Origin of the sequence: Streptomyces sp., from assembly GCF_036566765.1 — a bacterium.
Classification (GTDB): domain Bacteria; phylum Actinomycetota; class Actinomycetes; order Streptomycetales; family Streptomycetaceae; genus Streptomyces.
Map to the genome: position 1 here is coordinate 1 of NZ_DATCVQ010000707.1, position 22,852 is coordinate 22,852.

Sequence of the window (22,852 nt, forward strand, 5' to 3'; positions counted from 1 at the left end):
GCTCGGGCCCGACGACGGCGTTCCTGACGAAGGACGAAGAAGGGGCGCGGGGGGTGGCGGCGGCGCTGATCGACTCCGGCACCTGCCGCACGGCTCGCGTCACCAGCGCTCCGGCCCTGGGCGCGACGGTCATCTAGGGGGCGCACGCCGAACCCCGTTGTGGGCATTCGTCCCGCAACGGGGGTGGGACGCGGGACGAATGCCCACACGGGGGTGGGACGCGGGGCGATGCCCACACCGGGGTGGGGTTACTTCGGCGCCTCGCACCCATGCGCCTTCGCGGACTTCGCCGCGAAGCGGCCCAGCGCGGCCCGCAGGCCCCCGTGGTCCAGCACCAGCGGCGACGCATGCCGATCGCCGACGCGCGGGCTGACCTCGTACACCGCAGTGTCACCCGCCCCCGGGCACTGGGCGGTGAGGAAGTAGTTCCCGTTCGGCCGGTCCGCAGGGACACGCCCGGCGTCGCGCGCGTCGAGGCGCTTCAGCCCCACCAGCGGCCCGTAGTACGCGTCGAAGGCGTACAGCCGCGTGCCCTGCATACCCCCGAGCGTGCAGCTCTCGACCGGCTTCGGGCCCGCCGCGGACTCGACCGCCGTACGGACGCCCCAGCGCGCGGCGGTCGCCGCGTCCAGGACGCCGGCGCAGGCGCCGGAGACCTTGTCGAAGGGCTTGTAGTCCCAGGACGTCACCGAGACCCCGGGGTCGCCGACCGTCCCGCCCGGCTTCGCCGCGCAGCCGGTGCGCCGCGCGTACGAGGCGGCCGTCCCGGTCAGCACCTCCGTGAGCCGGGTCCGGGCCTCGGCCGTGGTGAAGTCGGCGCTGTCGAGCCGGGCGCGGACGGACGCGACCAGTCCGTCGCCCGGCTCCTTCCCGCAGTCGAGCAGCACGGACGCGGTCGCCTCGCCGCGGTCGTCCTCGTCGGCGTCCGGGGAGAAGGAGAAGCCGCCGGTCCAGCCGTGGCCGAGGGGCGCGTCCTCGCCCTCGGCGTCGACGGCCGCTCCGCGCGCGTCGGCCCGGTACACCGACACCACGAGGCGGACGACGCCGTCCTCCTCGTCGTCCGCCTCGCGCACCTTGCACCACCACTGGCGCGAGCTCGCCGCGCTCTCCGTCGTCACCTCGGCGCCGTCGACCAGCGCCCGCACCGGCCCGGCCGCCAGGTCGCCCTCGCACGCCGAGTCCAGGGCGCTGTCGTGCCGCCAGGCGTCGTACCCGCCGGAGACCCAGAAGAGCCCGCCCGCGAGGGCGACGGCCCCGGCCGTCCAGCCGGCCGTCAGCCGCACCCGCCGACGCCGCCAGAAGCCCGTACGGCCCGCCCCGCTCTCGCCGCTCTCCGCGTTCTCCCCGCTCACTGCGTCCACACCTTCCCGAGCTTCTTCGTGTCGCGGCAGTCCTTGGACGCGGCCAGGTACCGGTCGAGCAGCACGTCCACCCGCTTCGCCAGGCCGGCCTTCTCGGGAGCCGTCGTGCTCACCCGGTGCAGCGTCGGACCGTCCGCGCAGACCGACTCCGCCCAGGCGACGACCTCGTAGGAGCGCCACTGCTCCTTCGGAGGGGAGGGCTCGCGGTCCGCCGCCGCGAGCTCCGCGCCGTACTCGGTCCGCACCTCCGGCAGCGCCACGCCCCACCAGCTCGCGGACGACACCGACATCCCCAGGTCGTCGTCGCGGGTGAACGCCAGGGCGCAGCCCCGCGCCCAGGCCGGGTTCCCGCCGTGCGCACCGTTCCGCGCGGGCTGCGGGTTCTTGGCCGCGCCCAGGTCCGCCGGCCGGAACCAGCGGCAGGTCGCCGGGATCTCGTCCTCGTCCGGCGCGTCGTCCTGCCCGCGCGGCCCCGGCTTCACGGCGTCGTACGTGACCGGCTTCCCGCCGCACCCGTTCTTCTCGCGCAGGTCCTCGGCGAGCGCCACGACCGCGGTCCCGACCTCCGCCGCCGCGTCGGGCCCGTCGCGCAGCGTGGCGTGCACGCGGAAGGACGTCACGGGCCGGGCGTACCCGGGCAGCCCCTTCGGGCAGCCGACGGTCACCTGCGCCTCGGCCTCCTCGTACGCCTCCGCCCACTCGGGGGCGTCGTCGTACGGGGACTCCCCGCTGATCCGGTCGACCGTGACGGCCTCCAGCGGCGGGTCGATCACCGGGACCGCCGCGACCTCCAGCGTCGGGTCGTCCTCGTTCTCGCCTGTGATCGTGCAGCTCATCAGGGCGCGCGGCCCGGGCCCGGTCCGCAGCTGCCACCGGGAGTCGTCCGGCAGCAGGTCGCGCAGCATCTCGCCCGGCAGCACCCCGCCGCAGGCCCGCGCGAGCACCGCCTCGTTGTGGTCCTCGCGCCGCTCGGCGCGCACCAGCACATACCCGGCGACCAGCGCCGCCAGGAGAGCCACCGCGGTCGCCTGAGGCAGCCACCTATGACGGCGGTACCGCCCCCACACCGACCCGGCCATGCCTGCTCCCCGCCCTCGTACGAGCCCTCGAACGATCAGGGCACGCTATCCCACCCCCCGCGGCGTCTACCCTTGGACGTCGATCGATCCCCCGGTACAGGAGTCAAGGTGGCCGTCAATCTGGTCAATGTCGAGGCAGTCAGCAAGGTGTACGGCACCCGTGCCCTGCTCGACGGCGTGTCCCTCGGCGTCTCCGAGGGGGACCGGATCGGTGTGGTCGGCCGCAACGGCGACGGCAAGACCACCCTCATCCGGATGCTCGCGAAGCTGGAGGACGCCGACACCGGTCGGGTCACGCACAGCGGCGGGCTGAGCCTCGGCGTGCTCACCCAGCACGACTCCCTCGACCCCGAGGCGACCATCCGCCACGAGGTCATCGGCGTGAAGGCCGACCACGAGTGGGCCGGCAGCGCCAAGATCCGGGACGTGCTCACCGGCCTGTTCGGCGGTCTCGACCTGCCGGGCTTCGAGAAGGGCCTGGACACCGTCATCGGCCCGCTCTCCGGCGGCGAGCGGCGGCGCATCGCGCTCGCCAAGCTGCTCATCGAGGACCAGGACCTGATCGTCCTCGACGAGCCCACCAACCACCTCGACGTCGAGGGCATCGCCTGGCTCGCCGGCCACCTGCGCGAGCGCCGCTCCGCGCTGGTCTGCGTCACTCACGACCGCTGGTTCCTCGACCAGGTCTGCACCCGTATGTGGGACGTGCAGCGCGGCAGCGTGTACGAGTACGAGGGCGGCTACTCCGACTACGTCTTCGCGCGCGCCGAGCGGGACCGGATCGCGGCGACGGAGGAGGTCAAGCGGCAGAACCTGATGCGCAAGGAGCTCGCCTGGCTGCGCCGTGGCGCCCCCGCCCGTACGTCCAAGCCCCGCTACCGCATCGAGGCCGCCAACGAGCTGATCGCCGATGTGCCGCCGCCGCGCGACACCTCGGAGCTGATGAAGTTCGCCAACGCCCGGCTCGGCAAGACGGTGTTCGACCTGGAGGACGTGGCCGTCACCGCCGGTCCGAAGGAGCTGCTGAAGCACCTGACCTGGCAGCTCGGCCCGGGCGACCGGATCGGCTTGGTCGGCGTGAACGGCGCGGGCAAGACCTCGCTGCTGCGCGCGCTCGCCGACGCCGCCGTCACCGACGGGGACATCCAGCCCGCGGCCGGCCGGATCGTCGTCGGCAAGACCGTGCGCCTCGCCTACCTGTCGCAGGACGTCACCGAACTCCCCGCCGAGCTGCGGGTCCTGGAGGCGGTGCAGCAGATCCGCGACCGGGTCGACCTGGGCAAGGGCCGGGAGATGACGGCGGGCCAGCTGTGCGAGCAGTTCGGCTTCGGCAAGGACAAGCAGTGGACGCCGGTCGGCGACCTGTCCGGCGGCGAGCGCCGCCGGCTCCAGCTGCTGCGGCTGCTCATGGACGAGCCGAACGTGCTCTTCCTCGACGAGCCCACCAACGACCTCGACATCGAGACCCTGACCCAGCTGGAGGACCTCCTCGACGGCTGGCCGGGCTCCATGATCGTCATCTCGCACGACCGGTTCTTCCTGGAGCGCACCACCGACCGGACGTTCGCGCTGCTCGGCGACCGCGCCCTGCGGATGCTGCCGCGCGGCATCGACGAGTACCTGGAGCGGCGGCGGAAGATGATCGAGGCGGCGCTGCCGACCCCGGCGGCCGCCCCGGTGAAGGAGAAGTCGGCCGCCGATGAGCGCGCGGCGAAGAAGGAGCTGCAGAAGGTCGAGCGACAGCTCGACAAGGTCTCCCAGAAGGAGGCCAAGCTGCACGCCCAAATCGCCGAGAACTCCACGGACTTCGAGAAGGTGGCGAAGCTCGACGCGGAGCTGCGTGAACTGGCGGGCGAGCGCGACGAGTTGGAAATGCGCTGGCTGGAGCTCGCCGAAGACGCGTAGAGAAGGCGTGCAGACCCGGTAACGAGGGCATCACGGGCCGGTCCTCCCTTGGGAACAGGGGCGGACCGGTCACTTTTGCGCCACCCCCCGGGTGGTAGAAAGAAGGCCCGCTCGACTCATGTGACAGTGCGCCATCCATGTCCGATTCGCTCCTTTCCGGCGGCAGATGACCGTCGGAATCGCGGGGGAGGCCGGTCGGACCCGGGACCGCACGATAGGGGGAAGCGCTGATGACTCAGCCGCCCAGCAACCCGCCGCAGGGCGGCTTCGGCGCGCCGCAGGACGTGCCGCCCGGTCAGCCGCCGCAGCCGCCGGCCCAGCCGCCGCAGGCTCCGGCCCAGCCACCGATGCCGCCCGCGCAGCCGCCGCAGGCCCCGTCGGCGCCGCCGACCGCACCGCAGGCCGGTTACGGCTACCCGCAGCAGCCGCCGACGCAGGCCGGTTACGGGTACCCGCAGCAGCAGCCCGGGCCGTACGCCCAGCAGCCCGGCCCCTACGGCCAGCAGCAGCCCGGTCCGTACGGGCAGCAGCCCGGCCCGTACGGCGGTTACCCGACGCAGCCGCAGTACCCCGGCGCGCCCGCGCCCGCCCCGTCCGGCAACAACCCCTTCAAGGGCAAGCCCGGCGTGATCGTCGCCGCGGCCGCGGCCGCGCTGCTCGTCATCGGCGGCGGCACCTGGTTCGCGCTCAGCGGGGACGGGAAGGACGAGCCGGTGGCCAAGCCGAGCAACAGCTCCGGCCCGAAGCCCACCGGCTCCGTCGACCAGGGCGACGGCAGCGGCGACGGCCGCGAGGCCGGGGACGACCTCAACGCGGGCCGCAAGCCCGGCGAGGCGAAGGTCAACTGGCTGGTCAAGAACACCGTCGACCTGCCGCGCAACGGCGCGGAGGCGTACGGCCCGTGGGTCTTCGGCGACACCGTCGTCAAGGGCATGTACAAGAGCCTCGTGGGCTACGGCCTGGCCGACGGGAAGGAGAAGTGGTCCCTGCCGCTTCCCTTCGAGATGTGCGCCGCGCCGTCCCAGGTCTCCAGCACCGGCCAGATCGTCATCGGTGTCAACGACAAGGCCGGCGACCGCGCCGACTGCGTCGTCCTCCAGCAGGTCGACCTCAAGACCGGCAAGGCGGGCTGGAAGAAGACCCTGGAGAAGGGCACCGGCTTCTCCTCGCTCTCCGACATCACCCTCGCCATCAGCGGCAACACGGTGACCGCGGCCGGCACCAACAACGCGTGGGGCTTCTCGCTCGCCGACGGCCGCCAGCTCTTCAAGACGCCGACCGGCAACTGCAAGCCGTACGCCTACGCCGGCGGCTCCAAGCTGATCGGCGCGTACAGCTGCCGCACCGGCGACTACAACAAGAAGCAGGAGCAGCTCAGCGAGGTCGACCCGACCACGGGCAAGCCCAAGTGGACCTACAAGCTGAAGCCCAACTGGGAGGTCGACAAGGTCTACTCGGTCGACCCGCTGATCGTCTCCGCGCGGCAGGAGGGCGAGACCCGCGACACGGGTAAGTGGGCCGTCCAGGCGTTCCACCCGAACGGCACCCCCCGCTCCCTGCTGACCGGCAGCACCGACAAGTTCGCCCCGCGCTGCGGCGGCAACTACGTCATCTTCGGCAAGCACCTGCAGGGCTGTGTCGGCGTCGTCGCCGACGCCAACACCCTCTACATGTCCACCGAGGACGACACCAGCGGCCTGGCCCGCACCAACGCGGTCGTCGCCTTCGACCTGAACACCGGCAAGCCCAAGTGGCGCGCCGCCGCGCCGGCCGAGCGGATCGTGACGCCGCTGCAGATGCAGGGCGGCAACGTGCTGCTCTACATGGAGGCGAAGTACGACAAGGGCGGCGCGCTCGCGACGCTCGCACCGACCGGTGGGTCGCCGAAGGTCGTGCAGCAGCACCCGGCGTCGACGTCGGAGATCGAGAACGACTTCTACAACGCGCGTTACGTGTACGCGAACGGCACGTTCGTGATCGCGAGCGGTCGGGTGAGCGCACCCAACGACGCGGAGGAGAAGGAGACGAAGACGATGATGGCCTTCAGCAAGTGAGGTTCGCAGACCGATGACTCAGCCACCTCCCCCGCCGAACCAGCCTCCGGGCCAGGGCGGCTTCGGCGCGCCGCAGGAGCCCCCACCGGGCGGTTACGGCGCGCCCACCCCGCCGCCGGCCCAGCCGCAGTACGGCTACCCGCAGCAGCCGCCCACGCAGCCGCAGGGCCAGCCGCCGGCGCAGCCGCAGTACGGCTATCCGCAGCAGCCGCCGACGCAGCCGCAGGGGCAGCCCCAGTACGGCTACCCCCAGCAGCCGCCGACGCAGCCGCAGGGCCAGCCGCAGTACGGCTACCCGACGCAGCCGCAGTACGGGTACCAGCCCACCCCGCCGCCGGGCTCCGGCGGCGGCAAGAAGCTGACCACCCAGATGCAGATCATCATCGCCGCCGTGGTCGCGGTCGTCCTGATCGTCGGCGTCGGCGTCTGGTACGCCGCCTCCGGCGACGACGACCAGGGCAAGCAGGGCAAGGACGGCGGCACCACCCAGGGCCAGGAGGGCAAGGCCAAGGCCGCTCCGGACGGCCCCGGCAAGGAGAAGGTCCCGTCCAACGTCCAGGCGAAGGTGGCCTTCCAGCTGCCGCAGCCCCTGGTCACCGACATCACGGACACGGCCGGCTCCTGGATGACCGACAAGGCGTACGTGAAGACGGGCGTCAACTCGATCGTCGGCTACGACCCCGCCAAGGGCAGCCCGGTGTGGACCCTGCCGCTGCCCGGCCAGGTCTGCGCCACCTCCCGGCACGCGACCGCGGACCACAAGACCGCGATCGTCTACGAGGCGACCAAGCGGCTCCCGCCGCGCAACTACCAGCCGTGCACCGAGGTCGCTGTCGTCGACCTGGTCGCGGGCAAGCTGCTGTGGACGAAGTCGGTCATCAGCGCCACCTCCGGCGAAGACAAGGTGAAGTTCAGCGAGGTCACGCTGAGCGGCACCACCGTCGCGGCCGGCGGCACCGACGGCGGCGCCGCGTTCGACCTGACCAGCGGCGCCCCGCGCTGGAAGCCGCAGGCGAACACCGAGAGCTGCTACGACATGGGTTACGGCGGTGGCGCGGGCCTCGTCGCGGCGCGCAAGTGCGGGCCGTTCAACAGCCAGTACGTCATGATCCAGAACCTCAACCCGACCACGGGCGCGCCGATCTCGCAGTTCAAGATGCCGGCCGGCGTGAAGTACGCGTCGATCGTGTCCACCAAGCCGCTGGTCGTCGCCGCGGACGTCGGCGACACCGCCGGCGACGGCAGCGGCATCTCGGACTTCTTCTCGATCGACGAGGCCACCGGCAAGCTCAAGGTGAAGATCGCCGCGGACGCGGACCGGTTCGCCGCCCGCTGCCGCTCCACCGAGGTCGAGACCTGCACCAAGGTCGTGGTCGGCAACGGCCGGATCTACCTGCCGACCGAGGACCACGAGGTCACCAGCACCGAGTACGGCAACACCAACGAGATCGTGTCGTTCGACCTCGCCACCGGCAAGCCGACCAGCGACAAGGCCGACGCCGGGGACCGGTACTCGATGTACCCGCTGCGCATGGACGGCGGCAACGTGATCGCGTACAAGACGCCGCCGTACAACAAGGGCGGTCAGATCGTCTCCATCGACGGCGCGACCTTCAAGCAGACGGTCCTGCTCGAGAACCCGTCCGACGAGGCGGTGCGGGACGCGGAGTCCAGCTTCTCCTCGGACTACGCGGAGATCCTGTACTCCGGCGGCCGGATGTTCATCTCCGAGACGATGGTCAGCGAGCCGCGCAAGTCGGCCGGTGACGACAAGGAGTACCTGGTCGTCGCGTACGCCGCGACCGGCTGACGCCCCCGCTCGGGCGCACCGGCCCGGCGCATCGATTCACATCGGTGCGCCGGGCCGTTTGCGCGTGGCCTGATTGGCGAAGAATTCGGCAGTCTGGGGGGCTTCTGGCACGTAAGGGACGCGCAAGGTCGAACAAGCGTGTAGCTTGCCGGGTCAGGAGGGCCGGGGGGCCAGCTCCAGGGGGGAGTGGGGGTTTCGCGATGGGCGTTCGGCTCATGGTGGTCGACGACCACCGACTGCTGGCGGAGGCGCTCGCCTCGGCTCTGAAACTGCGCGGGCACCGGGTGCTCGCGGCGGCGGCGCCCGCGGCGGGCGCGGCCGAACTGGTGGTGGCCCGGGCGCCCGAGGTGTGCCTGCTCGGCACCGCCGCGCCGGCCGAGCCCGGGGCGTTCGAGCCGATCGTGCGGATCAAGCGGGAGCGGCCGCAGGTGGCCGTGGTGGTGCTCGGTCCGGTGCCGTCCCCGCGCGGGATCGCGGCGGCCTTCGCGGCCGGGGCGTCCGGGTACGTGCGGCACGACGAGCGCATCGAGGGCGTGGAGCGGGCGCTGCTCAAGGCCAGGGCGGGGGAGGCGGCGGTCGCGCCGCAGCTGCTCCAGGGCGCCTTCGCAGAGCTGCTCAACCCGACGGCGCAGCCGGACGACGAGGGGCAGCGGCTGCTGCGGATGCTGACGCCGCGGGAGGTCGAGGTGCTGGTCCGGGTCGCCGAGGGGGAGGACACCCGGCTGATCGCCCGGGGCATGGCGATCGCGCCCAGCACGGCCCGGACGCACGTCCAGCGGGTGCTGATGAAGCTCGGCGTCGGATCGCGGCTCGAAGCGGCGGCGCTGGCCGCGCGCAGCGGGCTGCTCGACCGGGCGCCGCGGCCGCGCGGCCCGGCGGACTGACGTCCGCGGTCCTTACTGTCCGGTCGGTACGGCTGGAATGAAGGGGTTTGGGGTCTCCCCGAGCCCCTTTTCGTTGACTTTGGATGTTGGATCGTGCTTCCTTGTGGGTGGTTCTGTTTGATTGCTCGCGGAGGGCTTCCCGTGAAGAAGACCGTGACCACGCTCGCCGACGGGCGTGAGCTGATCTACTACGACGCCGGCGACGACGCCGTCCGCGACGCCGTCGACGAGCGCCCCCTCGACCCGCCCGCGTCCGGCTCCGAGATCCGCCACGACCCGCTCCTCGGCGACGCGGTCGCCATCGCCTCGCACCGCCAGGCCCGCACCTACCACCCGCCGGCCGACGAGTGCCCGCTCTGCCCGTCCCGGGGCGGTCGGCACAGCGAGATCCCGGCGGACGACTACGAGGTCGCCGTCTTCGAGAACCGCTTCCCCTCCCTCGCCGGGCCGACCGGCCGCTGCGAGGTGGTCTGCTTCACCGCCGACCACGACGCCTCCTTCGCCGACCTCACCGAGGAGCGCGCCGCACTCGTCCTCGACGCCTGGACCGACCGCACCGCCGAGCTCGCCGAGCTCCCGCAGGTCCGCCAGGTCTACTGCTTCGAGAACCGGGGCGCGGAGATCGGCGTCACCCTCGGCCATCCGCACGGCCAGATCTACGCCTTCCCGTTCACCGCCCCGCGCACCGCCCTCATGCAGCGCCGGGCCGCCGAGCACCGGGCCGCCACGGGCCGCAACCTCTTCGACGACGTCGTGGCCCGCGAGCGCGCCGACGCCGAACGGGTGGTGCTGACCGGCGAACACTGGACCGCGTTCGTCCCGTACGCCGCCCACTGGCCGTACGAGGTTCACCTCTACCCGAACCGCCGGGCGCCGGACCTGCGGGCCCTGGACGACGCGGCCCGCACAGAGTTCCCACAGCTCTATCTGGAACTGTTGAGACGCTTCGACCGGCTCTTCGGCCCGGACGAGCCGCCGACGCCGTACATCGCCGCCTGGCACCAGGCGCCGTTCCACGACGCCGAGCGGGAGGAGTTCGGGCTCCATCTCGAGCTTTTCACCGTCCGCCGTACCTCCGGCAAGCTGAAGTACCTCGCCGGGACCGAATCCGGTATGAGCGTGTTCATCAACGACGTGCCGCCGGAGGTCGCGGCCCGTCGACTGCGAGAGGTGGCGGGCAAGTGAGCAAGTACCTGGTGACGGGCGGCGCGGGATACGTCGGCGGGGTCGTCGCCGCCCATCTGATCGAGGCGGGGCACGCGGTGACGGTCCTGGACGACCTCTCCACCGGCTTCGCCGAGGGCGTCCCGGCCGGGGCCGAGTTCGTCGAGGGCCGCATCCAGGACGCGGCCCGATGGCTCGACGACTCCTACGACGCGGTCCTGCACTTCGCCGCCTTCTCGCAGGTCGGCGAGTCCGTCGCCGAGCCGGAGAAGTACCGGCGCAACAACGTCGGCGGCACCGAGGCGCTGCTCGCCGCGATGCGCGACGCCGGGGTGCGCCGCCTGGTCTTCTCCTCCACCGCCGCCGTCTACGGCGAGCCGGCCGTCACCCCGATCACCGAGTCCGCGCCCACCGTGCCGACGAACCCGTACGGCCTCTCGAAGCTCGCCGTCGACGAGATGATCGGCGCCGAGGCGAAGGCCAACGGCCTGGCCGCCGTCTCGCTGCGGTACTTCAACGTGGCCGGCGCGTACGGCGGCCAGGGCGAGCGGCACGACCCCGAGTCGCATCTGATCCCGCTGGTCCTCCAGGTAGCGCTCGGGCGGCGGGAGTCGATCGCGGTGTACGGCGACGACTACCCGACCCCCGACGGCACCTGCGTCCGCGACTACATCCATGTCGCCGACCTCGCCGAGGCGCATCTGCTGGCGCTGGGCGCGATGACCCCGGGCGAGCATCTGATCTGCAACCTCGGCAACGGCAACGGCTTCTCGGTCCGCGAGGTCGTCGAGACGGTCCGCAAGGTCACCGGCCACCCGGTCCCGGAGGTCGTGGCCGCACGCCGGGCCGGCGACCCGGCGGTCCTGGTCGCCTCGGCGGAGGCGGCCCGGGAGCGGCTCGGCTGGACGCCGTCCCGGCCGGATCTGGCGGACATCGTCGCGGACGCCTGGGCGTTCGCTCGCGGGCGGGCGCAGGAGGACGAGGGCGCATGAGCGTCGCGGAGGAGTTCGCCGGGCTGTACGGGGCCGCGCCGGACGGCGTCTGGGCGGCCCCGGGGCGGGTCAACCTGATCGGCGAGTACACCGACTTCAACGACGGCTTCGTGCTGCCGCTGGCCCTCCCGCACACCGCGGTCGCCGCCGTTTCCCGGCGCGACGACGGGGTGCTGCGGCTGCACTCGGCGGACGTGCCGGGCGGGATCGTCTCGCTCGACGTCGCCGCGCTCGCGCCCGGCGTCGCTCCGGCCGCCCACGGGGCGGACTGGGCCGCGTACCCGGCCGGCGTCGCCTGGGCGCTGCGCGAGGCCGGGCACCCGGTCGGCGGCGCGGACGTCCATGTCGCCTCGACCGTCCCCACCGGCGCGGGCCTGTCCTCCTCGGCCGCCCTGGAGGTCGTCACCGCGGTCGCCCTGGACGAGCTGTACGGGCTCGGCCTGTCCCGCCCGGAGCTGGCGCGGCTCGCCCAGCACGCCGAGAACGCCTTCGTGGGCGTCCCGTGCGGGGTGATGGACCAGATGGCCTCCGCGTGCGCGGCCGAGGGGCACGCCCTGTTCCTCGACACCTGCGATCTGTCGTACCGTCAGGTGCCGTTCGACCTCGACGCGGTGGGGCTGCGGCTGCTCGTCGTCGACACCCGCGTGAAGCACGCGCTCGGCGACGGCGCGTACGCGGAGCGCCGCGCCGGGTGCGAGGCCGGCGCGCGGGCGCTCGGCGTGCGCACGCTGCGCGAACTGTCCTACGTGCAACTGCCCGCCGCCCTCGCACGTTTGACTGATGGAACGATCCGGCGCTACGTCCGGCACGTGGTCTCGGACAACGAGCGGGTGCGCCGCACAATCGAACTGCTCGACGCCGGCGAGGTCCGCGCGGTCGGCCCCGTGCTCACCGAGGGGCATGTCTCGCTCCGGGACGATCTGCGGGTCTCCTGCGCCGAGTTGGACCTCGCGGTCTCGGCGGCGAACGCGGCGGGCGCGCTCGGCGCGCGGATGACCGGCGGCGGCTTCGGCGGCTCGGCCGTGGTGCTTGCCGAGGCGTCCGGGCCGCGCGGGGCGGACGAGGTGGCGGCCGCGGTGGAGAAGGCGTTCGCCCGGGCCGGGGCGGCCGCGCCGAGGATCTTCGAGGCGGTGCCTTCGGCGGGCGCGAGGCGCCTCTGACCGCTCCGAGAACCCCCGAATACGCCCTTGGACCCTCGAAAAGTCGACAGAAATTGTCGACTTCTGTCGTGATCCGGCACCTGCGACCACCACTTCCGCCATTCCCTCGCCGTGACCGGCCCCCGCCCGTACTCTGATGCACGGTGCCGGTGGGGGCCGGTGCCGATCAGGGGGCGAGAACCGTCGGGTACGACGCCCGGGGTGGGGTAACAGTCACTGCACGGCGGCGGCCGTGCTCTCGGTGACGGACCCGCCCCCGGCGTCGTGCCCGCGCCGGTTCAGTTCCTCGACACTTGGGAGTGTCCGTGGTCCGTATCCGGGTCCTGGTGGTGGACGACCACCGCATCTTCGCCGAGTCGCTGGCCGCGGCCCTCGCGGCCGAGCCCGACGTCGACGTCGCCGCCGCGGGCAGCGGCCCGGCGGCGCTGCGCTGTCTGGACCGGGCGGCCGGGGAGGGACGCCGGTTCGACGTGCTGCTCGTCGACGCCGACCTGGGCGTGGCCGGAGCGCCCGCCGTCGCCCGGGCCGTGCCGGACGACGCCGAGACCGTGGTGGACGGCATCTCGCTGGTGGCCGGGGTGCGTTCGGCGCAGCCCGCCGTCCGCACGGTGGTGCTGGCCGAGCGGGACGATCCGCGCCGGGCCGCCCTCGCGCTGCAGGCCGGGGCGTCGGGCTGGGTCGCCAAGGACTGCTCGCTGCAGCGGCTGCTCGCGGTGATCCGGGGCGTGCTGCGCGACGAGACGCATCTGGCGCCCGCGCTGCTGACCGGCGTGCTTCGGGAGTTGACGGCGGCCCGCAAGCACCGTACCGAGAGCGAGCAGCTCGTCGAGTCGCTGACCCCGCGCGAGCGGGAGGTGCTGCGCTGCATGGTGGCCGGCCTCGGCCGCAAGGCGGTCGCCGAGCGGCTGTTCCTCTCCCCGCACACCGTCCGCACGCACATGCAGAACGTGCTGGGCAAGCTCGGCGTGCACTCCACGCTCGCGGCGGTCGCGCTGGCCCGCCGGGCGGGCGTCGGACCGGCCGAGCTAGCCGGGGACGTTGTCGAACGGGGCGGTCAACTGGCGTAGCAGTCCAGCCAGTTCGCCGCGCTGCGTACGGGAGAGCTGGGCGAGGATCGCGCGCTCCTGGGCCAGCAGTCCGGCGAGCGCCTGGTCGGCGCGGTCGCGGCCCTCGGGGGTCAGCCGGACGAGGACGCCGCGTCGGTCGCTGGGGTCCGGGAGCCGCTCGACGAGGCCCTTCTTGGCCAGCCGGTCGATGCGGTTGGTCATCGTGCCCGAGGTGACCAGGGTCTGGGTGAGCAGCTGGCCCGGGGAGAGCTGGTACGGGGCGCCTGCCCGGCGCAGCGACGTCAGGACGTCGAATTCCCAGGGCTCCAGGTTGTGCTCGGAGAAGGCGAGCCGACGGGCTCGGTCGAGGTGGCGGGCGAGCCGCGAGACGCGGCTGAGCACCTCGAGCGGTTCCACGTCGAGGTCCGGGCGCTCGCGACGCCATGCAGCGACCAGACGGTCGACCTCGTCCTCCATGTCGATCAGTGTAGAGGGTCTGTTGACATAAAGTCTCTTGACGTCGAGATATATTCTCCTTGAGCATGGGGAAAGAGCGGGCCGGTATTCCGTTCCGCTTGGGCTACTCATGCCAGCAAGGGGGCTTCGAAAATGCATTCCGCACCGACCTGGGATCCGCAGCAGTACCTCCGCCATTCCGGACACCGCACTCGGCCGTTCCTCGACCTGCTCGCCCGTGTACCGCGCCTGCCGAACAATGACCGTCCCGCCCGCATCGCCGACCTGGGCTGCGGCCCGGGCAATGTGACGATCCTGCTGGCCGACCGCTGGACCGACGCCTGCATCACCGGCTTCGACCTCTCGCCCGACATGCTGGAACGGGCCGAGAAGGACTATGCGGGCACGACCCCGGGCGGCGGCTGGCTCGACTTCCGGACCGCCGACGCGGCGCACTGGACGCCCCAGGAGCCGTACGACCTGATCGTCTCCAATGCCGCGCTCCAGTGGGTGCCCAACCATCCCGAGTCCTTCGCCGGGTGGATCGACGGCCTCGCGCCCGGCGGCGTCCTCGCCTTCCAGGTGCCGGGCAACTTCGGCTCGCCCAGCCACGCGCTGCTCGGCGAGCTGTGTGACACCCCCGAGTGGCGCGACCGCCTCGGCGAGCAGGGCCGCCGCTTCGTGCATGTCCTGGACCCGGGGGAGTACCTGGCCCGGCTCGCCGACCTGGGCTGCGAGACGGACGTCTGGGAGACCACCTACTACCAGCTGCTGACCGGCGAGGACCCCGTCCTCGACTGGGTCAAGGGCACCGCCCTGAGGCCCGTGCTCACCGCCCTGGACGACGACCCGGACGCAGCCGACGCCTTCCTGGCCCAGTACCGCGACCTGCTGCGGGAGGCCTATCCGCCGGGCCCCCGCGGCACCGTCTTCCCGTTCCGCCGGATCTTCGCCGTCGCCCGGAAGGCCGGCTGATGCTGACTGCCGTCGACCACGTCCAGCTCGCCGCCCCGCCCGGCAGCGAGGATGCGCTGCGCGCGTACTACTCCGGCGTCCTCGGCATGACCGAGATCCCCAAGCCGCCGGTGCCGGCCGCCCGCGGAGGCTGCTGGTTCGCCGCCGCCGGCGGGGCCGTCCAGCTGCACCTCGGCGTCGAAGCCGACTTCCGGCCCGCGAAGAAGGCCCACCCGGGCCTGCGGGTCACCGCGATCGACGCCTACGCGGCCCGACTGGAGGAACGCGGCGCCAAGGTCGTCTGGGACTACGACCTGCCGGGCCACCGCCGGTTCTACTCCGAGGACCCGGTCGGCAACCGGCTGGAGTTCCTGGAACCGCGGGACTGACACGCGGAAGGGGCCGCCGCACCGGAGTGCGGCGGCCCCTTCCACAAGCGTCCGGGGTGTCAGCTCTTGCGGTGCCCTATCAGCCGCGGCTTCTGCTCCAGGCCGTCCAGGCCGTGCCACGCCAGGTTCACCAGATGCGCCGCGACCTCGGCCTTCTTCGGCTTGCGCACGTCCAGCCACCACTGGCCGGTCAGCGCCACGCTGCCCACCAGCGCCTGCGCGTACAGCGGGGCCAGCTTCTGGTCGAAGCCCCGGGCCTTGAACTCGAGACCCAGGATGTCCTCCACCTGCGTGGCGATGTCGCTGATCAACGACGCGAACGTGCCCGTCGACTGCGCCACCGGCGAATCGCGCACCAGGATGCGGAACCCGTCCGTGTACCGCTCGATGTAGTCGAGCAGCGCGAACGCGGCCTGCTCCAGGAGCTCGCGCGGATGCCCCGCGGTCAGCGCCCCCGTCACCATGTCGAGCAGCTGGCGCATCTCCCGGTCGACGACGACCGCGTACAGGCCCTCCTTGCCGCCGAAGTGCTCGTACACCACCGGCTTGGAGACGCCGGCCTTTGCCGCGATCTCCTCCACCGAGGTGCCCTCGAAGCCCTTCGCGGCGAACAGGGTGCGGCCGATGTCCAGCAGCTGTTCCCGGCGCTCCGCGCCGGTCATCCGGATCCTGCGCCCCCTGCGGGGCTTGTCGCTGCTGGTACTGCCGTCGATCGCCACACCCTCCATCATGCCGCGTCTGCGGACGCGCTCTGGCGTCGGGCTTCGATGCGGGACGGCGCCGGCCAGCGCACGTCGTACGCCCAGCCCAGCATCTCGAACCAGCGGATCAGCCGGGCGCTGGAGTCGAGCTGCCCGCGCAGCACGCCGTGCCGCGCCGAGGTCGGCTCCGCGTGGTGCAGGTTGTGCCAGGACTCGCCGCAGGACAGCACGGCCAGCCACCACACGTTGCCCGAACGGTCCCGGGACTTGAACGGGCGCTTGCCGACCGCGTGGCAGATCGAGTTGATCGACCAGGTCAGGTGGTGCAGCAGTCCGACGCGGACGATCGTGCCCCAGAAGAACGCGGTCGCCGCGCCCTGCCACGACCAGGTGATCAGGCCACCGAGGACGGGCGGGATCGCGAGCGAGAGCAGCGTGAAGGCCCAGAAGTTGCGCGAGATCCAGACCAGGTCGCGGTCCTTCATCAGGTCGGGGGCGTACTGCCGCTGGGGCGTCTGCTCGGCGTCGAAGAGCCAGCCGACGTGCGCGTGCCAGAGGCCACGGACCAGGCCGCGCGTCGAGTTGCCGTACTTCCATGGGGAGTGCGGGTCGCCTTCGCGGTCGGTGAACTTGTGGTGCTTGCGGTGGTCGGCCACCCAGCGCACCAGCGGACCCTCCACCGCCAGCGAGCCCATGATCGCCAGCGCGATCCGCAGCGGACGCTTCGCCTTGAAGGAGCCGTGGGTGAAGTAGCGGTGGAAGCCGATGGTGATGCCGTGGCAGCCGATGTAGTACATCGCCACGAGCAGGCCCAGGTCGAGCCAGCTCACACCGCCCCAGCTGAAGGCCAGCGGCACCGCGGCGACCAGGGCGATGAAGGGCAGCGTGATGAAGAGCAGCAGGGCGATCTGCTCGATCGATCGCTTCTTGTCCCCGCCGAGCGTGCCGGGGGGCAGATCCGGGGGAGTTTCGAGCAGCTCGGGGCTGGAGGTCATGGAGGGTCCCCTGGGGGGTGAAGGAGGTAGAGCCGGACGCCTGGCCACGGCCCTGGCTACGGGTCCGTAACCTACGGCGACGTAAGTATGGCAGCGTCGAGGCGCGCGGCAAGAGGCCCCGAGCGGGGCCGTGCGCTGCGCGGCGGGAGGGGACACCTATCCTGGGTGGGTCGGACAGCGCGGTCCGCAGCCTGTAGGAAACCCTCCAGACGTGCTTGAACACTGCAAGGAGCCGCACCTGTGAGCAGTGCCGACCAGACCCCTTCCGCCAGCGCCGAGCTGCGCGCCGACATCCGCCGACTGGGCGATCTGCTGGGCGAGACGCTCGTCCGGCAGGAGGGCCGCGAGATCCTCGACCTCGTCGAGAAGGTCCGCCACCTCACCCGAGAGGACGGCGACGCCGCCGCCGCGCTGCTCGGCGACACCGACCTCGAGACGGCCGCCAAGCTCGTACGCGCCTTCTCCACGTACTTCCATCTGGCGAACGTCACCGAGCAGGTGCACCGCGGCCGCGAGATGCGCGAGAAGCGCGCCGCCGAGGGCGGCCTGCTCGCCCGCACCGCCGACATGCTCAAGGACGGCGACCCCGAGCACGTCCGCGAGACCGTCAGGCACCTCAATGTGCGACCGGTCTTCACCGCGCACCCCACCGAGGCCGCCCGCCGCTCCGTCCTCAACAAGCTGCGCCGGATCGCCGCCCTCCTGGAGACCCCGGTCATCGAGGCCGACCGGCGCCGCCACGACCTGCGGCTCGCCGAGAACATCGACCTCGTCTGGCAGACCGACGAGCTCCGGGTGGTCCGCCCCGAGCCCGCCGACGAGGCCCGCAACGCGATCTACTACCTCGACGAGCTGCACGCCAACGCCGTCGGCGACGTCCTGGAGGACCTCGCCGCCGAGCTGGAGCGGGTCGGCATCGAGCTGCCCGCCGGCACCCGCCCGCTGACCTTCGGCACCTGGATCGGCGGCGACCGCGACGGCAACCCCAACGTCACCCCGCAGGTGACCTGGGACGTGCTGATCCTCCAGCACGAGCACGGCATCAACGACGCCCTCGACATGATCGACGAGCTGCGCGGCTTCCTGTCGAACTCCATCCGCTACGCCGGCGCCACCGAGGAGCTGCTCGCCTCCCTCCAGGCCGACCTGGACCGGCTCCCGGAGATCAGCCCCCGCTACAAGCGGCTCAACGCGGAGGAGCCGTACCGGCTCAAGGCCACCTGCATCCGGCAGAAGCTCGTCAACACCCGCGAGCGGCTCGCCCAGGGCACCCCGCACCAGTCGGGCCGCGACTACCTCGGCACCGCCGAGCTGATCGCCGACCTCGCCCTCGTCCAGGAGTCGCTGCGCGCGCACCGCGGCGGCCTGTTCGCCGACGGCCGGATGGACCGCGTCATCCGCACGCTCTCCGCCTTCGGCCTGCAGCTCGCCACCATGGACGTCCGCGAGCACGCCGACGCCCACCACCACGCGCTCGGCCAGCTCTTCGACCGGCTGGGCGAGGAGTCCTGGCGGTACGCGGACATGCCGCGCGACTACCGGCAGAAGCTGCTCGCCAAGGAGCTCCGCTCGCGCCGCCCGCTCGCGCCCACGCCCGCCCCGCTGGACGCGGCCGGGCAGAAGACCCTCGGCGTCTTCCACACCGTCAAGGAAGCCTTCGAGCGGTTCGGCCCCGAGGTCATCGAGTCGTACATCATCTCGATGTGCCAGGGCGCCGACGACGTCTTCGCCGCCAGCGTGCTCGCCCGCGAGGCCGGACTGATCGACCTGCACGCCGGCTGGGCCAAGATCGGCATCGTGCCGCTCCTGGAGACCACCGACGAGCTCAAGGCCGCCGACGTCATCCTCAACGACATGCTGGCCGACCCCTCGTACCGTCGGCTCGTCTCGCTCCGCGGCGACGTGCAGGAGGTCATGCTCGGCTACTCGGACTCCTCCAAGTTCGGCGGCATCACCACCTCCCAGTGGGAGATCCACCGCGCCCAGCGGAGGTTGAGGGACGTCGCTCACCGCTACGGCGTCCGGCTGCGCCTCTTCCACGGCCGCGGCGGCACCGTCGGCCGTGGCGGCGGCCCCTCGCACGATGCGATCCTCGCCCAGCCCTGGGGAACCCTGGAGGGCGAGATCAAGGTGACCGAGCAGGGCGAGGTCATCTCAGACAAGTACCTGATCCCGTCGCTGGCCCGGGAGAACCTCGAACTGACGGTCGCCGCCACGCTCCAGGCGTCCGCGCTGCACACCGCGCCGCGCCAGTCCGACGAGGCCCTGGCCCGCTGGGACGCGGCCATGGACACCGTCTCCGAGGCCGCCCACACCGCGTACCGCACGCTGGTCGAGGACCCGGACCTGCCGTCGTACTTCTTCGCCGCCACGCCCGTCGACCAGCTGGCCGACCTGCACCTGGGCTCGCGCCCCTCGCGCCGCCCCGACTCCGGCGCCGGCCTGGACGGACTGCGGGCCATCCCGTGGGTCTTCGGCTGGACCCAGTCCCGGCAGATCGTGCCCGGCTGGTACGGCGTCGGCTCCGGCCTCAAGGCGCTGCGGGAGGCCGGTCTGGGCGAGGTGCTCGGCGAGATGTACGAGAGGTGGGGCTTCTTCGGCAACTTCCTCTCCAACGTCGAGATGACGCTGGCCAAGACGGACCTGCGGATCGCCCGCCACTACGTGGACACGCTGGTGCCGGACGAGCTCAAGCACGTCTTCGCCACGATCGAGGCCGAGCACGCGCTCACCGTCGCCGAGGTCCTGAAGGTGACCGGCGGCGAAGAGCTGCTCGACTCCAACCCGGTGCTCCAGCAGACCTTCGCGATCCGCGACGCCTACCTGGACCCGATCTCCTACCTCCAGGTCTCGCTGCTCGCCCGCCAGCGGGCCGCGGCCGAGCGGGGCGAGGACCCGGACCCGCTGCTGTCCCGCGCGCTGCTGCTCACCGTGAACGGCGTGGCGGCCGGCCTGCGCAACACCGGCTGACGCCACGGGAGTACGAGAACGCCCCCGCCGGAATCCCTTCCGGCGGGGGCGCTTTCGTTCAGGCGTTTCAGTGCTGCTGCGGCTTGCGGCGGCGCATCACCAGGAAGGCGCCGGCGCCGGCGAGGGCGACGGCGACCGCGGCGATGATGCCGGTCGGGGCGCTGGAGCCGGTCTCGGCGAGGTTGCCGTCGGCGTCCTTGGTGTCGCCGTTGCCGCCGGTGCTCTGCTCACCGGGGGCGCCGGGGGTCGGGGAGACGGAGGAGCCGGGCTCACCGGGGTTGCCGGGCTCACCGGGCGTGGAGGGCTCGCCCGGGGTGGACGGTTCGCCGGGGGTGCTGGGCTCGCCCGGGGTGGAGGGCTCGCCGTTGCCGGGCTCGCAGTCGGTCTTGAAGACCTTGTGCTTCGCACGGCCGTTCTCGCCCTCGAAGTTCCAGAACAGCTTGTACTGGCCGTTCGGGAGGGTCATGTCCACGGTGCGCTCGTGGCCGTCCGCGTCAAGGGTGATCGTGCCGGCCTTGACCTCGGTGCCCTTCTCCTGGTCGTTGTTGGCCCAGGCCTCGATGGTCCAGGAGACCTTCTGTCCGGCGTCGAAGCCGAACGCGTCGAGGTAGAACTCGCAGACCTTGGGCTGGTTGGCCTTGATCTCCTCGCCGGTCTTCGACTCGTGGATCTTGACCGTGCCGTTGTCGCCCTTGGGCTTCGGCGTCGCGGAGGCGGTGGGAGCCAGCAGCACGGTCGCCGACATGGCGGCGACAACGGCGCAGGCAGGGATGAGGGAACGTCGCATATGGCTGTCCATCTGACTGAGATGAGAGGGTGCCGTGGGAGGTGGCGGGGAGCAGCCTATCCGTCCCTTTAAGTGACTCTTAACCCAAGGGTTCATAACAATCTCGCCAGATGGCGAGAAGCCGCCCCCGCCCAGACGTCGCCCCCGCCTCGCTCAGAGCGCGAAGAACGTCCCCAGGAGCAGCGCCCCGCCGAGCGCCGCCGCCGACCACGCCGTACGCGTCATCCGCAGCCCGCCCCCGATCACCAGCGCAGAGAGCAACAGCGCCCCGCCCAGCGGCACCCAGGCGTGCAGCCCACCCGCCCAGCCCGAGCGCACCGCCTCGTCCGTGCCCGGCTTCACCACCACCGGCAGCGTCTGGCCCTTCCCGGCCGCGACCGAGCGGGCGATGGTCAGCGCGTGCCGCGGCGACGCCGGGTCCTGGGGCACGTAACGCCCACTGCACGTCTCCTCGTTGCACCCGGTCACCGTCAGCGTGCCGTGCTCCCGGCCCTTGGACAGCAGGACGTGCTGCGCCGAAGCCCACGACGACCAGGCCCCCGCCACCACGAGCAGCAGGGCGACCAGGGCCATGGCGGCGTTACGGGCGTGCTGGGCGAGGGCGGCGCTCTTCATGGGGCGCGATCGTACAGTCGTACGTCCCGACCGGTCGCGCCGCCGGTCCTCCGGTCAGGAGTTATACGCCGACTGCGCCCGCTCCAGACCCTCTGTGACCAGGCATTCCACCGAGTCCGTCGCCCGGTCCACGAAGTAGTCGAGTTCCTTGCGCTCGGTCGAGGAGAAGTCCTTGAGCACGAAGTCCGCGACCTGCATCCGGCCCGGCGGACGCCCGATCCCGAACCGGACCCGGTGGTACTCGGCGCCCATCGCCTTCGTCATGGACTTCAGGCCGTTGTGCCCGTTGTCGCCGCCGCCGATCTTCAGCCGCAGCACGCCGTAGTCGATGTCCAGCTCGTCGTGGACCGCCACGATGTTCGCCGTCGGCACCTTGTAGAAGTCCCGCAGCGCCGTCACCGGCCCGCCGGACAGGTTCATGTACGACATCGGCTTGACCAGCACCACCCGGCGGCTCGCCGGCCCCGGGGCGCCGATCCGGCCCTCGACGACCTGCGCCTGCGCCTTCTGCGCCCGCTTGAACTTCCCGCCGATCCGCTCGGCCAGCAGGTCGGCGACCATGAACCCCACGTTGTGCCGGTTCGCGGCGTACTCCGGGCCCGGGTTGCCGAGGCCGACGATCAGCCAGGGGGCGTTCGCGTCGGTCGTCATGGGGGTCGTCTCCTCGTGTCCGTACCAGCAAAGGGAAACGGGGTGGCGGGCCGCTTCCGGCCCGTCACCCCGTCGCGTCAAGCAGAGCCTACGGCTCAGGCCTCGGCGCCCTCGGCGGCCTCGCCCTCGGCGGCCTCGGCGGCCGGCTCCTCGGCCTGGGCGGCCAGGATCTGGATGACGACGGCCTCGGGGTCGGTCACCAGGGTGGTGCCCTTCGGGAGCGCGATGTCCTTGGCGTGGATGGAGTCACCGGCCTCCAGGCCCGCGATGGAGACCGTGACCGACTCGGGGATGTGGGTGGCCTCGGCCTCGACGGAGAGCGTGTTCAGCACGTTCTCGACGAGGAAGCTGCCCGGGGCCAGCTCGCCCTCGGTCTCGACGACGACCTCGACGGTGACCTTCTCGCCGCGCTTGACGAGGATCAGGTCGACGTGGACCAGGTAGCCCTTGATGGCGTCACGCTGGACGGCCTTCGGGATCGCCAGCTCGTTCTTGCCGTCGATGTCCAGGGACAGCAGGACGTTCGGGGTACGCAGGGCGAGCAGCAGCTCGTGGCCCGGGAGGGTCACGTGGACCGGCTCGGTGCCGTGACCGTAGACGACGCCGGGAACCTTGTTCTCGCGACGGACGGAACGGGCCGCACCCTTGCCGAACTGGGTACGAACCTCAGCGGCGATCTTCACCTCGGACATATGCACTCCTCGTAAGCAGAAAAAGGACAGTGTGTCGGCTACCCGGCCACGACTGGCCTGCTACGAAGAGCGCGTCGATAACGGACCGCCGCACCCATGGGTACGGCCTCCCTCGCCGAGCAACTACGGCAGTCTACCGGCCCTCGGCCGCCCCACCCAATTGGATCACCGCGCGTGCGTCATCAGA

The 22,852-nt window shown here is 72.0% G+C and carries 20 protein-coding genes and 1 pseudogene; 12 read left to right on the plus strand and 9 right to left on the minus strand.

All coding sequences use genetic code 11. The features are described 5' to 3' along the window. A pseudogene (locus tag VIU94_RS40670) lies at positions 1–137 on the plus strand (4-(cytidine 5'-diphospho)-2-C-methyl-D-erythritol kinase); the annotation flags it as partial. A gap of 111 nt (positions 138–248) precedes the next feature. Here the strand turns inward: VIU94_RS40670 and VIU94_RS40675 are convergent. Beyond that, positions 249–1,352, minus strand: a complete 1,104-nt coding sequence (locus VIU94_RS40675) for a hypothetical protein (RefSeq protein WP_331920012.1) — start codon at positions 1,350–1,352, stop codon at positions 249–251. Then, positions 1,349–2,380 (minus strand): hypothetical protein, encoded by a 1,032-nt coding sequence (locus tag VIU94_RS40680; RefSeq protein WP_331920014.1) that lies wholly within the window; start codon positions 2,378–2,380, stop codon positions 1,349–1,351. The genes VIU94_RS40675 and VIU94_RS40680 overlap by 4 nt, the downstream gene beginning before the upstream one ends. A 168-nt stretch (positions 2,381–2,548) precedes the next feature. On the opposite strand from VIU94_RS40680, the gene VIU94_RS40685 reads away from it, so the two are divergent. The 8 genes from VIU94_RS40685 (at position 2,549) to VIU94_RS40720 (ending at position 13,476) form a co-directional block, all read left to right on the plus strand. Next, complete coding sequence (locus VIU94_RS40685) at positions 2,549–4,345, plus strand: ABC-F family ATP-binding cassette domain-containing protein (RefSeq protein WP_331920016.1); 1,797 nt, start codon at positions 2,549–2,551, stop codon at positions 4,343–4,345. A gap of 230 nt (positions 4,346–4,575) precedes the next feature. Next, positions 4,576–6,399, plus strand: a complete 1,824-nt coding sequence (locus VIU94_RS40690; RefSeq protein WP_331920018.1) for a BamB-related PQQ repeat family beta-propellar protein — start codon at positions 4,576–4,578, stop codon at positions 6,397–6,399. 13 nt (positions 6,400–6,412) lie between these two features. Continuing rightward, positions 6,413–8,209, plus strand: coding sequence for a BamB-related PQQ repeat family beta-propellar protein (locus VIU94_RS40695; protein WP_331920020.1), 1,797 nt, complete (start codon positions 6,413–6,415; stop codon positions 8,207–8,209). A 200-nt stretch (positions 8,210–8,409) separates the two neighbouring features. Next, positions 8,410–9,093, plus strand: coding sequence for a response regulator transcription factor (locus VIU94_RS40700; protein WP_331920022.1), 684 nt, complete (start codon positions 8,410–8,412; stop codon positions 9,091–9,093). A 141-nt stretch (positions 9,094–9,234) separates the two neighbouring features. Continuing rightward, positions 9,235–10,278 (plus strand): galactose-1-phosphate uridylyltransferase, encoded by a 1,044-nt coding sequence (galT, locus tag VIU94_RS40705; RefSeq protein WP_331920024.1) that lies wholly within the window; start codon positions 9,235–9,237, stop codon positions 10,276–10,278. After that, on the plus strand, positions 10,275–11,249 hold the full coding sequence (gene galE / locus VIU94_RS40710; protein ID WP_331920026.1) for a UDP-glucose 4-epimerase GalE: 975 nt from the start codon (positions 10,275–10,277) through the stop codon (positions 11,247–11,249). The genes galT and galE overlap by 4 nt, the downstream gene beginning before the upstream one ends. Beyond that, positions 11,246–12,409: a galactokinase gene (galK, locus tag VIU94_RS40715; RefSeq protein ID WP_331920028.1), complete on the plus strand. Its 1,164-nt coding sequence runs from the start codon at positions 11,246–11,248 to the stop codon at positions 12,407–12,409. The genes galE and galK overlap by 4 nt, the downstream gene beginning before the upstream one ends. Before the next feature lie 305 nt (positions 12,410–12,714). Next, complete coding sequence (locus tag VIU94_RS40720; protein WP_331920030.1) at positions 12,715–13,476, plus strand: LuxR C-terminal-related transcriptional regulator; 762 nt, start codon at positions 12,715–12,717, stop codon at positions 13,474–13,476. Here VIU94_RS40720 and VIU94_RS40725 read toward each other — a convergent pair. Then, complete coding sequence (locus VIU94_RS40725) at positions 13,435–13,932, minus strand: MarR family winged helix-turn-helix transcriptional regulator (protein ID WP_331920032.1); 498 nt, start codon at positions 13,930–13,932, stop codon at positions 13,435–13,437. The two genes, VIU94_RS40720 and VIU94_RS40725, sit on opposite strands and share 42 nt — an antisense overlap. A 132-nt stretch (positions 13,933–14,064) precedes the next feature. Between VIU94_RS40725 and VIU94_RS40730 the strand changes: the two genes are divergently transcribed. After that, the gene (locus VIU94_RS40730) at positions 14,065–14,886 is read left to right on the plus strand and encodes a trans-aconitate 2-methyltransferase (RefSeq protein WP_331920034.1); all 822 of its coding nucleotides are present in this window, start codon (positions 14,065–14,067) and stop codon (positions 14,884–14,886) included. After that, a complete protein-coding gene (locus VIU94_RS40735; protein WP_331920036.1) occupies positions 14,886–15,254 on the plus strand; it encodes a VOC family protein in 369 nt (122 codons plus the stop codon). Before VIU94_RS40730 ends, VIU94_RS40735 begins: the two co-directional genes overlap by 1 nt. A gap of 59 nt (positions 15,255–15,313) precedes the next feature. On the opposite strand, the gene VIU94_RS40740 is transcribed toward VIU94_RS40735, so the two are convergent. Then, positions 15,314–15,985 (minus strand): TetR/AcrR family transcriptional regulator, encoded by a 672-nt coding sequence (locus VIU94_RS40740; RefSeq protein ID WP_331920038.1) that lies wholly within the window; start codon positions 15,983–15,985, stop codon positions 15,314–15,316. Continuing rightward, entirely contained in the window at positions 15,982–16,950 is a 969-nt protein-coding gene (locus tag VIU94_RS40745) for an acyl-CoA desaturase (RefSeq protein ID WP_331920040.1), read from the minus strand. The genes VIU94_RS40740 and VIU94_RS40745 overlap by 4 nt, the downstream gene beginning before the upstream one ends. 240 nt (positions 16,951–17,190) lie before the next feature. On the opposite strand from VIU94_RS40745, the gene ppc reads away from it, so the two are divergent. Continuing rightward, positions 17,191–19,920 carry a phosphoenolpyruvate carboxylase gene (ppc, locus tag VIU94_RS40750; protein ID WP_331920043.1) on the plus strand — a complete coding sequence of 910 codons (2,730 nt, stop codon included), beginning with the start codon at positions 17,191–17,193 and terminating at the stop codon, positions 19,918–19,920. 67 nt (positions 19,921–19,987) lie between these two features. On the opposite strand, the gene VIU94_RS40755 is transcribed toward ppc, so the two are convergent. The 4 genes from VIU94_RS40755 to VIU94_RS40770 form a co-directional block, all read right to left on the minus strand. Beyond that, entirely contained in the window at positions 19,988–20,707 is a 720-nt protein-coding gene (locus tag VIU94_RS40755; protein WP_331920045.1) for a collagen-like triple helix repeat-containing protein, read from the minus strand. 153 nt (positions 20,708–20,860) lie between these two features. Continuing rightward, on the minus strand, positions 20,861–21,322 hold the full coding sequence (locus VIU94_RS40760; protein WP_331920047.1) for a hypothetical protein: 462 nt from the start codon (positions 21,320–21,322) through the stop codon (positions 20,861–20,863). A gap of 54 nt (positions 21,323–21,376) precedes the next feature. Then, positions 21,377–21,973 (minus strand): aminoacyl-tRNA hydrolase, encoded by a 597-nt coding sequence (pth, locus tag VIU94_RS40765; RefSeq protein WP_331920049.1) that lies wholly within the window; start codon positions 21,971–21,973, stop codon positions 21,377–21,379. A 95-nt stretch (positions 21,974–22,068) separates the two neighbouring features. Continuing rightward, a complete protein-coding gene (locus tag VIU94_RS40770) occupies positions 22,069–22,665 on the minus strand; it encodes a 50S ribosomal protein L25/general stress protein Ctc (RefSeq protein WP_331920051.1) in 597 nt (198 codons plus the stop codon). Between the last annotated feature and the right edge of the window lie 187 nt (positions 22,666–22,852).

Bases quoted from the DNA above. Each gene is read 5' to 3' on its own strand.
- VIU94_RS40760 (WP_331920047.1), bottom strand. From the start codon at position 21,322: ATGAAGAGCGCCGCCCTCGCCCAGCACGCCCGTAACGCCGCCATGGCC.
- galK (WP_331920028.1), top strand. From the start codon at position 11,246: ATGAGCGTCGCGGAGGAGTTCGCCGGGCTGTACGGGGCCGCGCCGGAC.
- VIU94_RS40770 (WP_331920051.1), bottom strand. From the start codon at position 22,665: ATGTCCGAGGTGAAGATCGCCGCTGAGGTTCGTACCCAGTTCGGCAAG.
- VIU94_RS40745 (WP_331920040.1), bottom strand. From the start codon at position 16,950: ATGACCTCCAGCCCCGAGCTGCTCGAAACTCCCCCGGATCTGCCCCCC.
- VIU94_RS40725 (WP_331920032.1), bottom strand. From the start codon at position 13,932: ATGGAGGACGAGGTCGACCGTCTGGTCGCTGCATGGCGTCGCGAGCGC.
- VIU94_RS40695 (WP_331920020.1), top strand. From the start codon at position 6,413: ATGACTCAGCCACCTCCCCCGCCGAACCAGCCTCCGGGCCAGGGCGGC.
- VIU94_RS40730 (WP_331920034.1), top strand. From the start codon at position 14,065: ATGCATTCCGCACCGACCTGGGATCCGCAGCAGTACCTCCGCCATTCC.
- VIU94_RS40735 (WP_331920036.1), top strand. From the start codon at position 14,886: ATGCTGACTGCCGTCGACCACGTCCAGCTCGCCGCCCCGCCCGGCAGC.
- VIU94_RS40755 (WP_331920045.1), bottom strand. From the start codon at position 20,707: ATGCGACGTTCCCTCATCCCTGCCTGCGCCGTTGTCGCCGCCATGTCG.
- VIU94_RS40690 (WP_331920018.1), top strand. From the start codon at position 4,576: ATGACTCAGCCGCCCAGCAACCCGCCGCAGGGCGGCTTCGGCGCGCCG.
- pth (WP_331920049.1), bottom strand. From the start codon at position 21,973: ATGACGACCGACGCGAACGCCCCCTGGCTGATCGTCGGCCTCGGCAAC.
- VIU94_RS40740 (WP_331920038.1), bottom strand. From the start codon at position 15,985: ATGATGGAGGGTGTGGCGATCGACGGCAGTACCAGCAGCGACAAGCCC.
- VIU94_RS40700 (WP_331920022.1), top strand. From the start codon at position 8,410: ATGGGCGTTCGGCTCATGGTGGTCGACGACCACCGACTGCTGGCGGAG.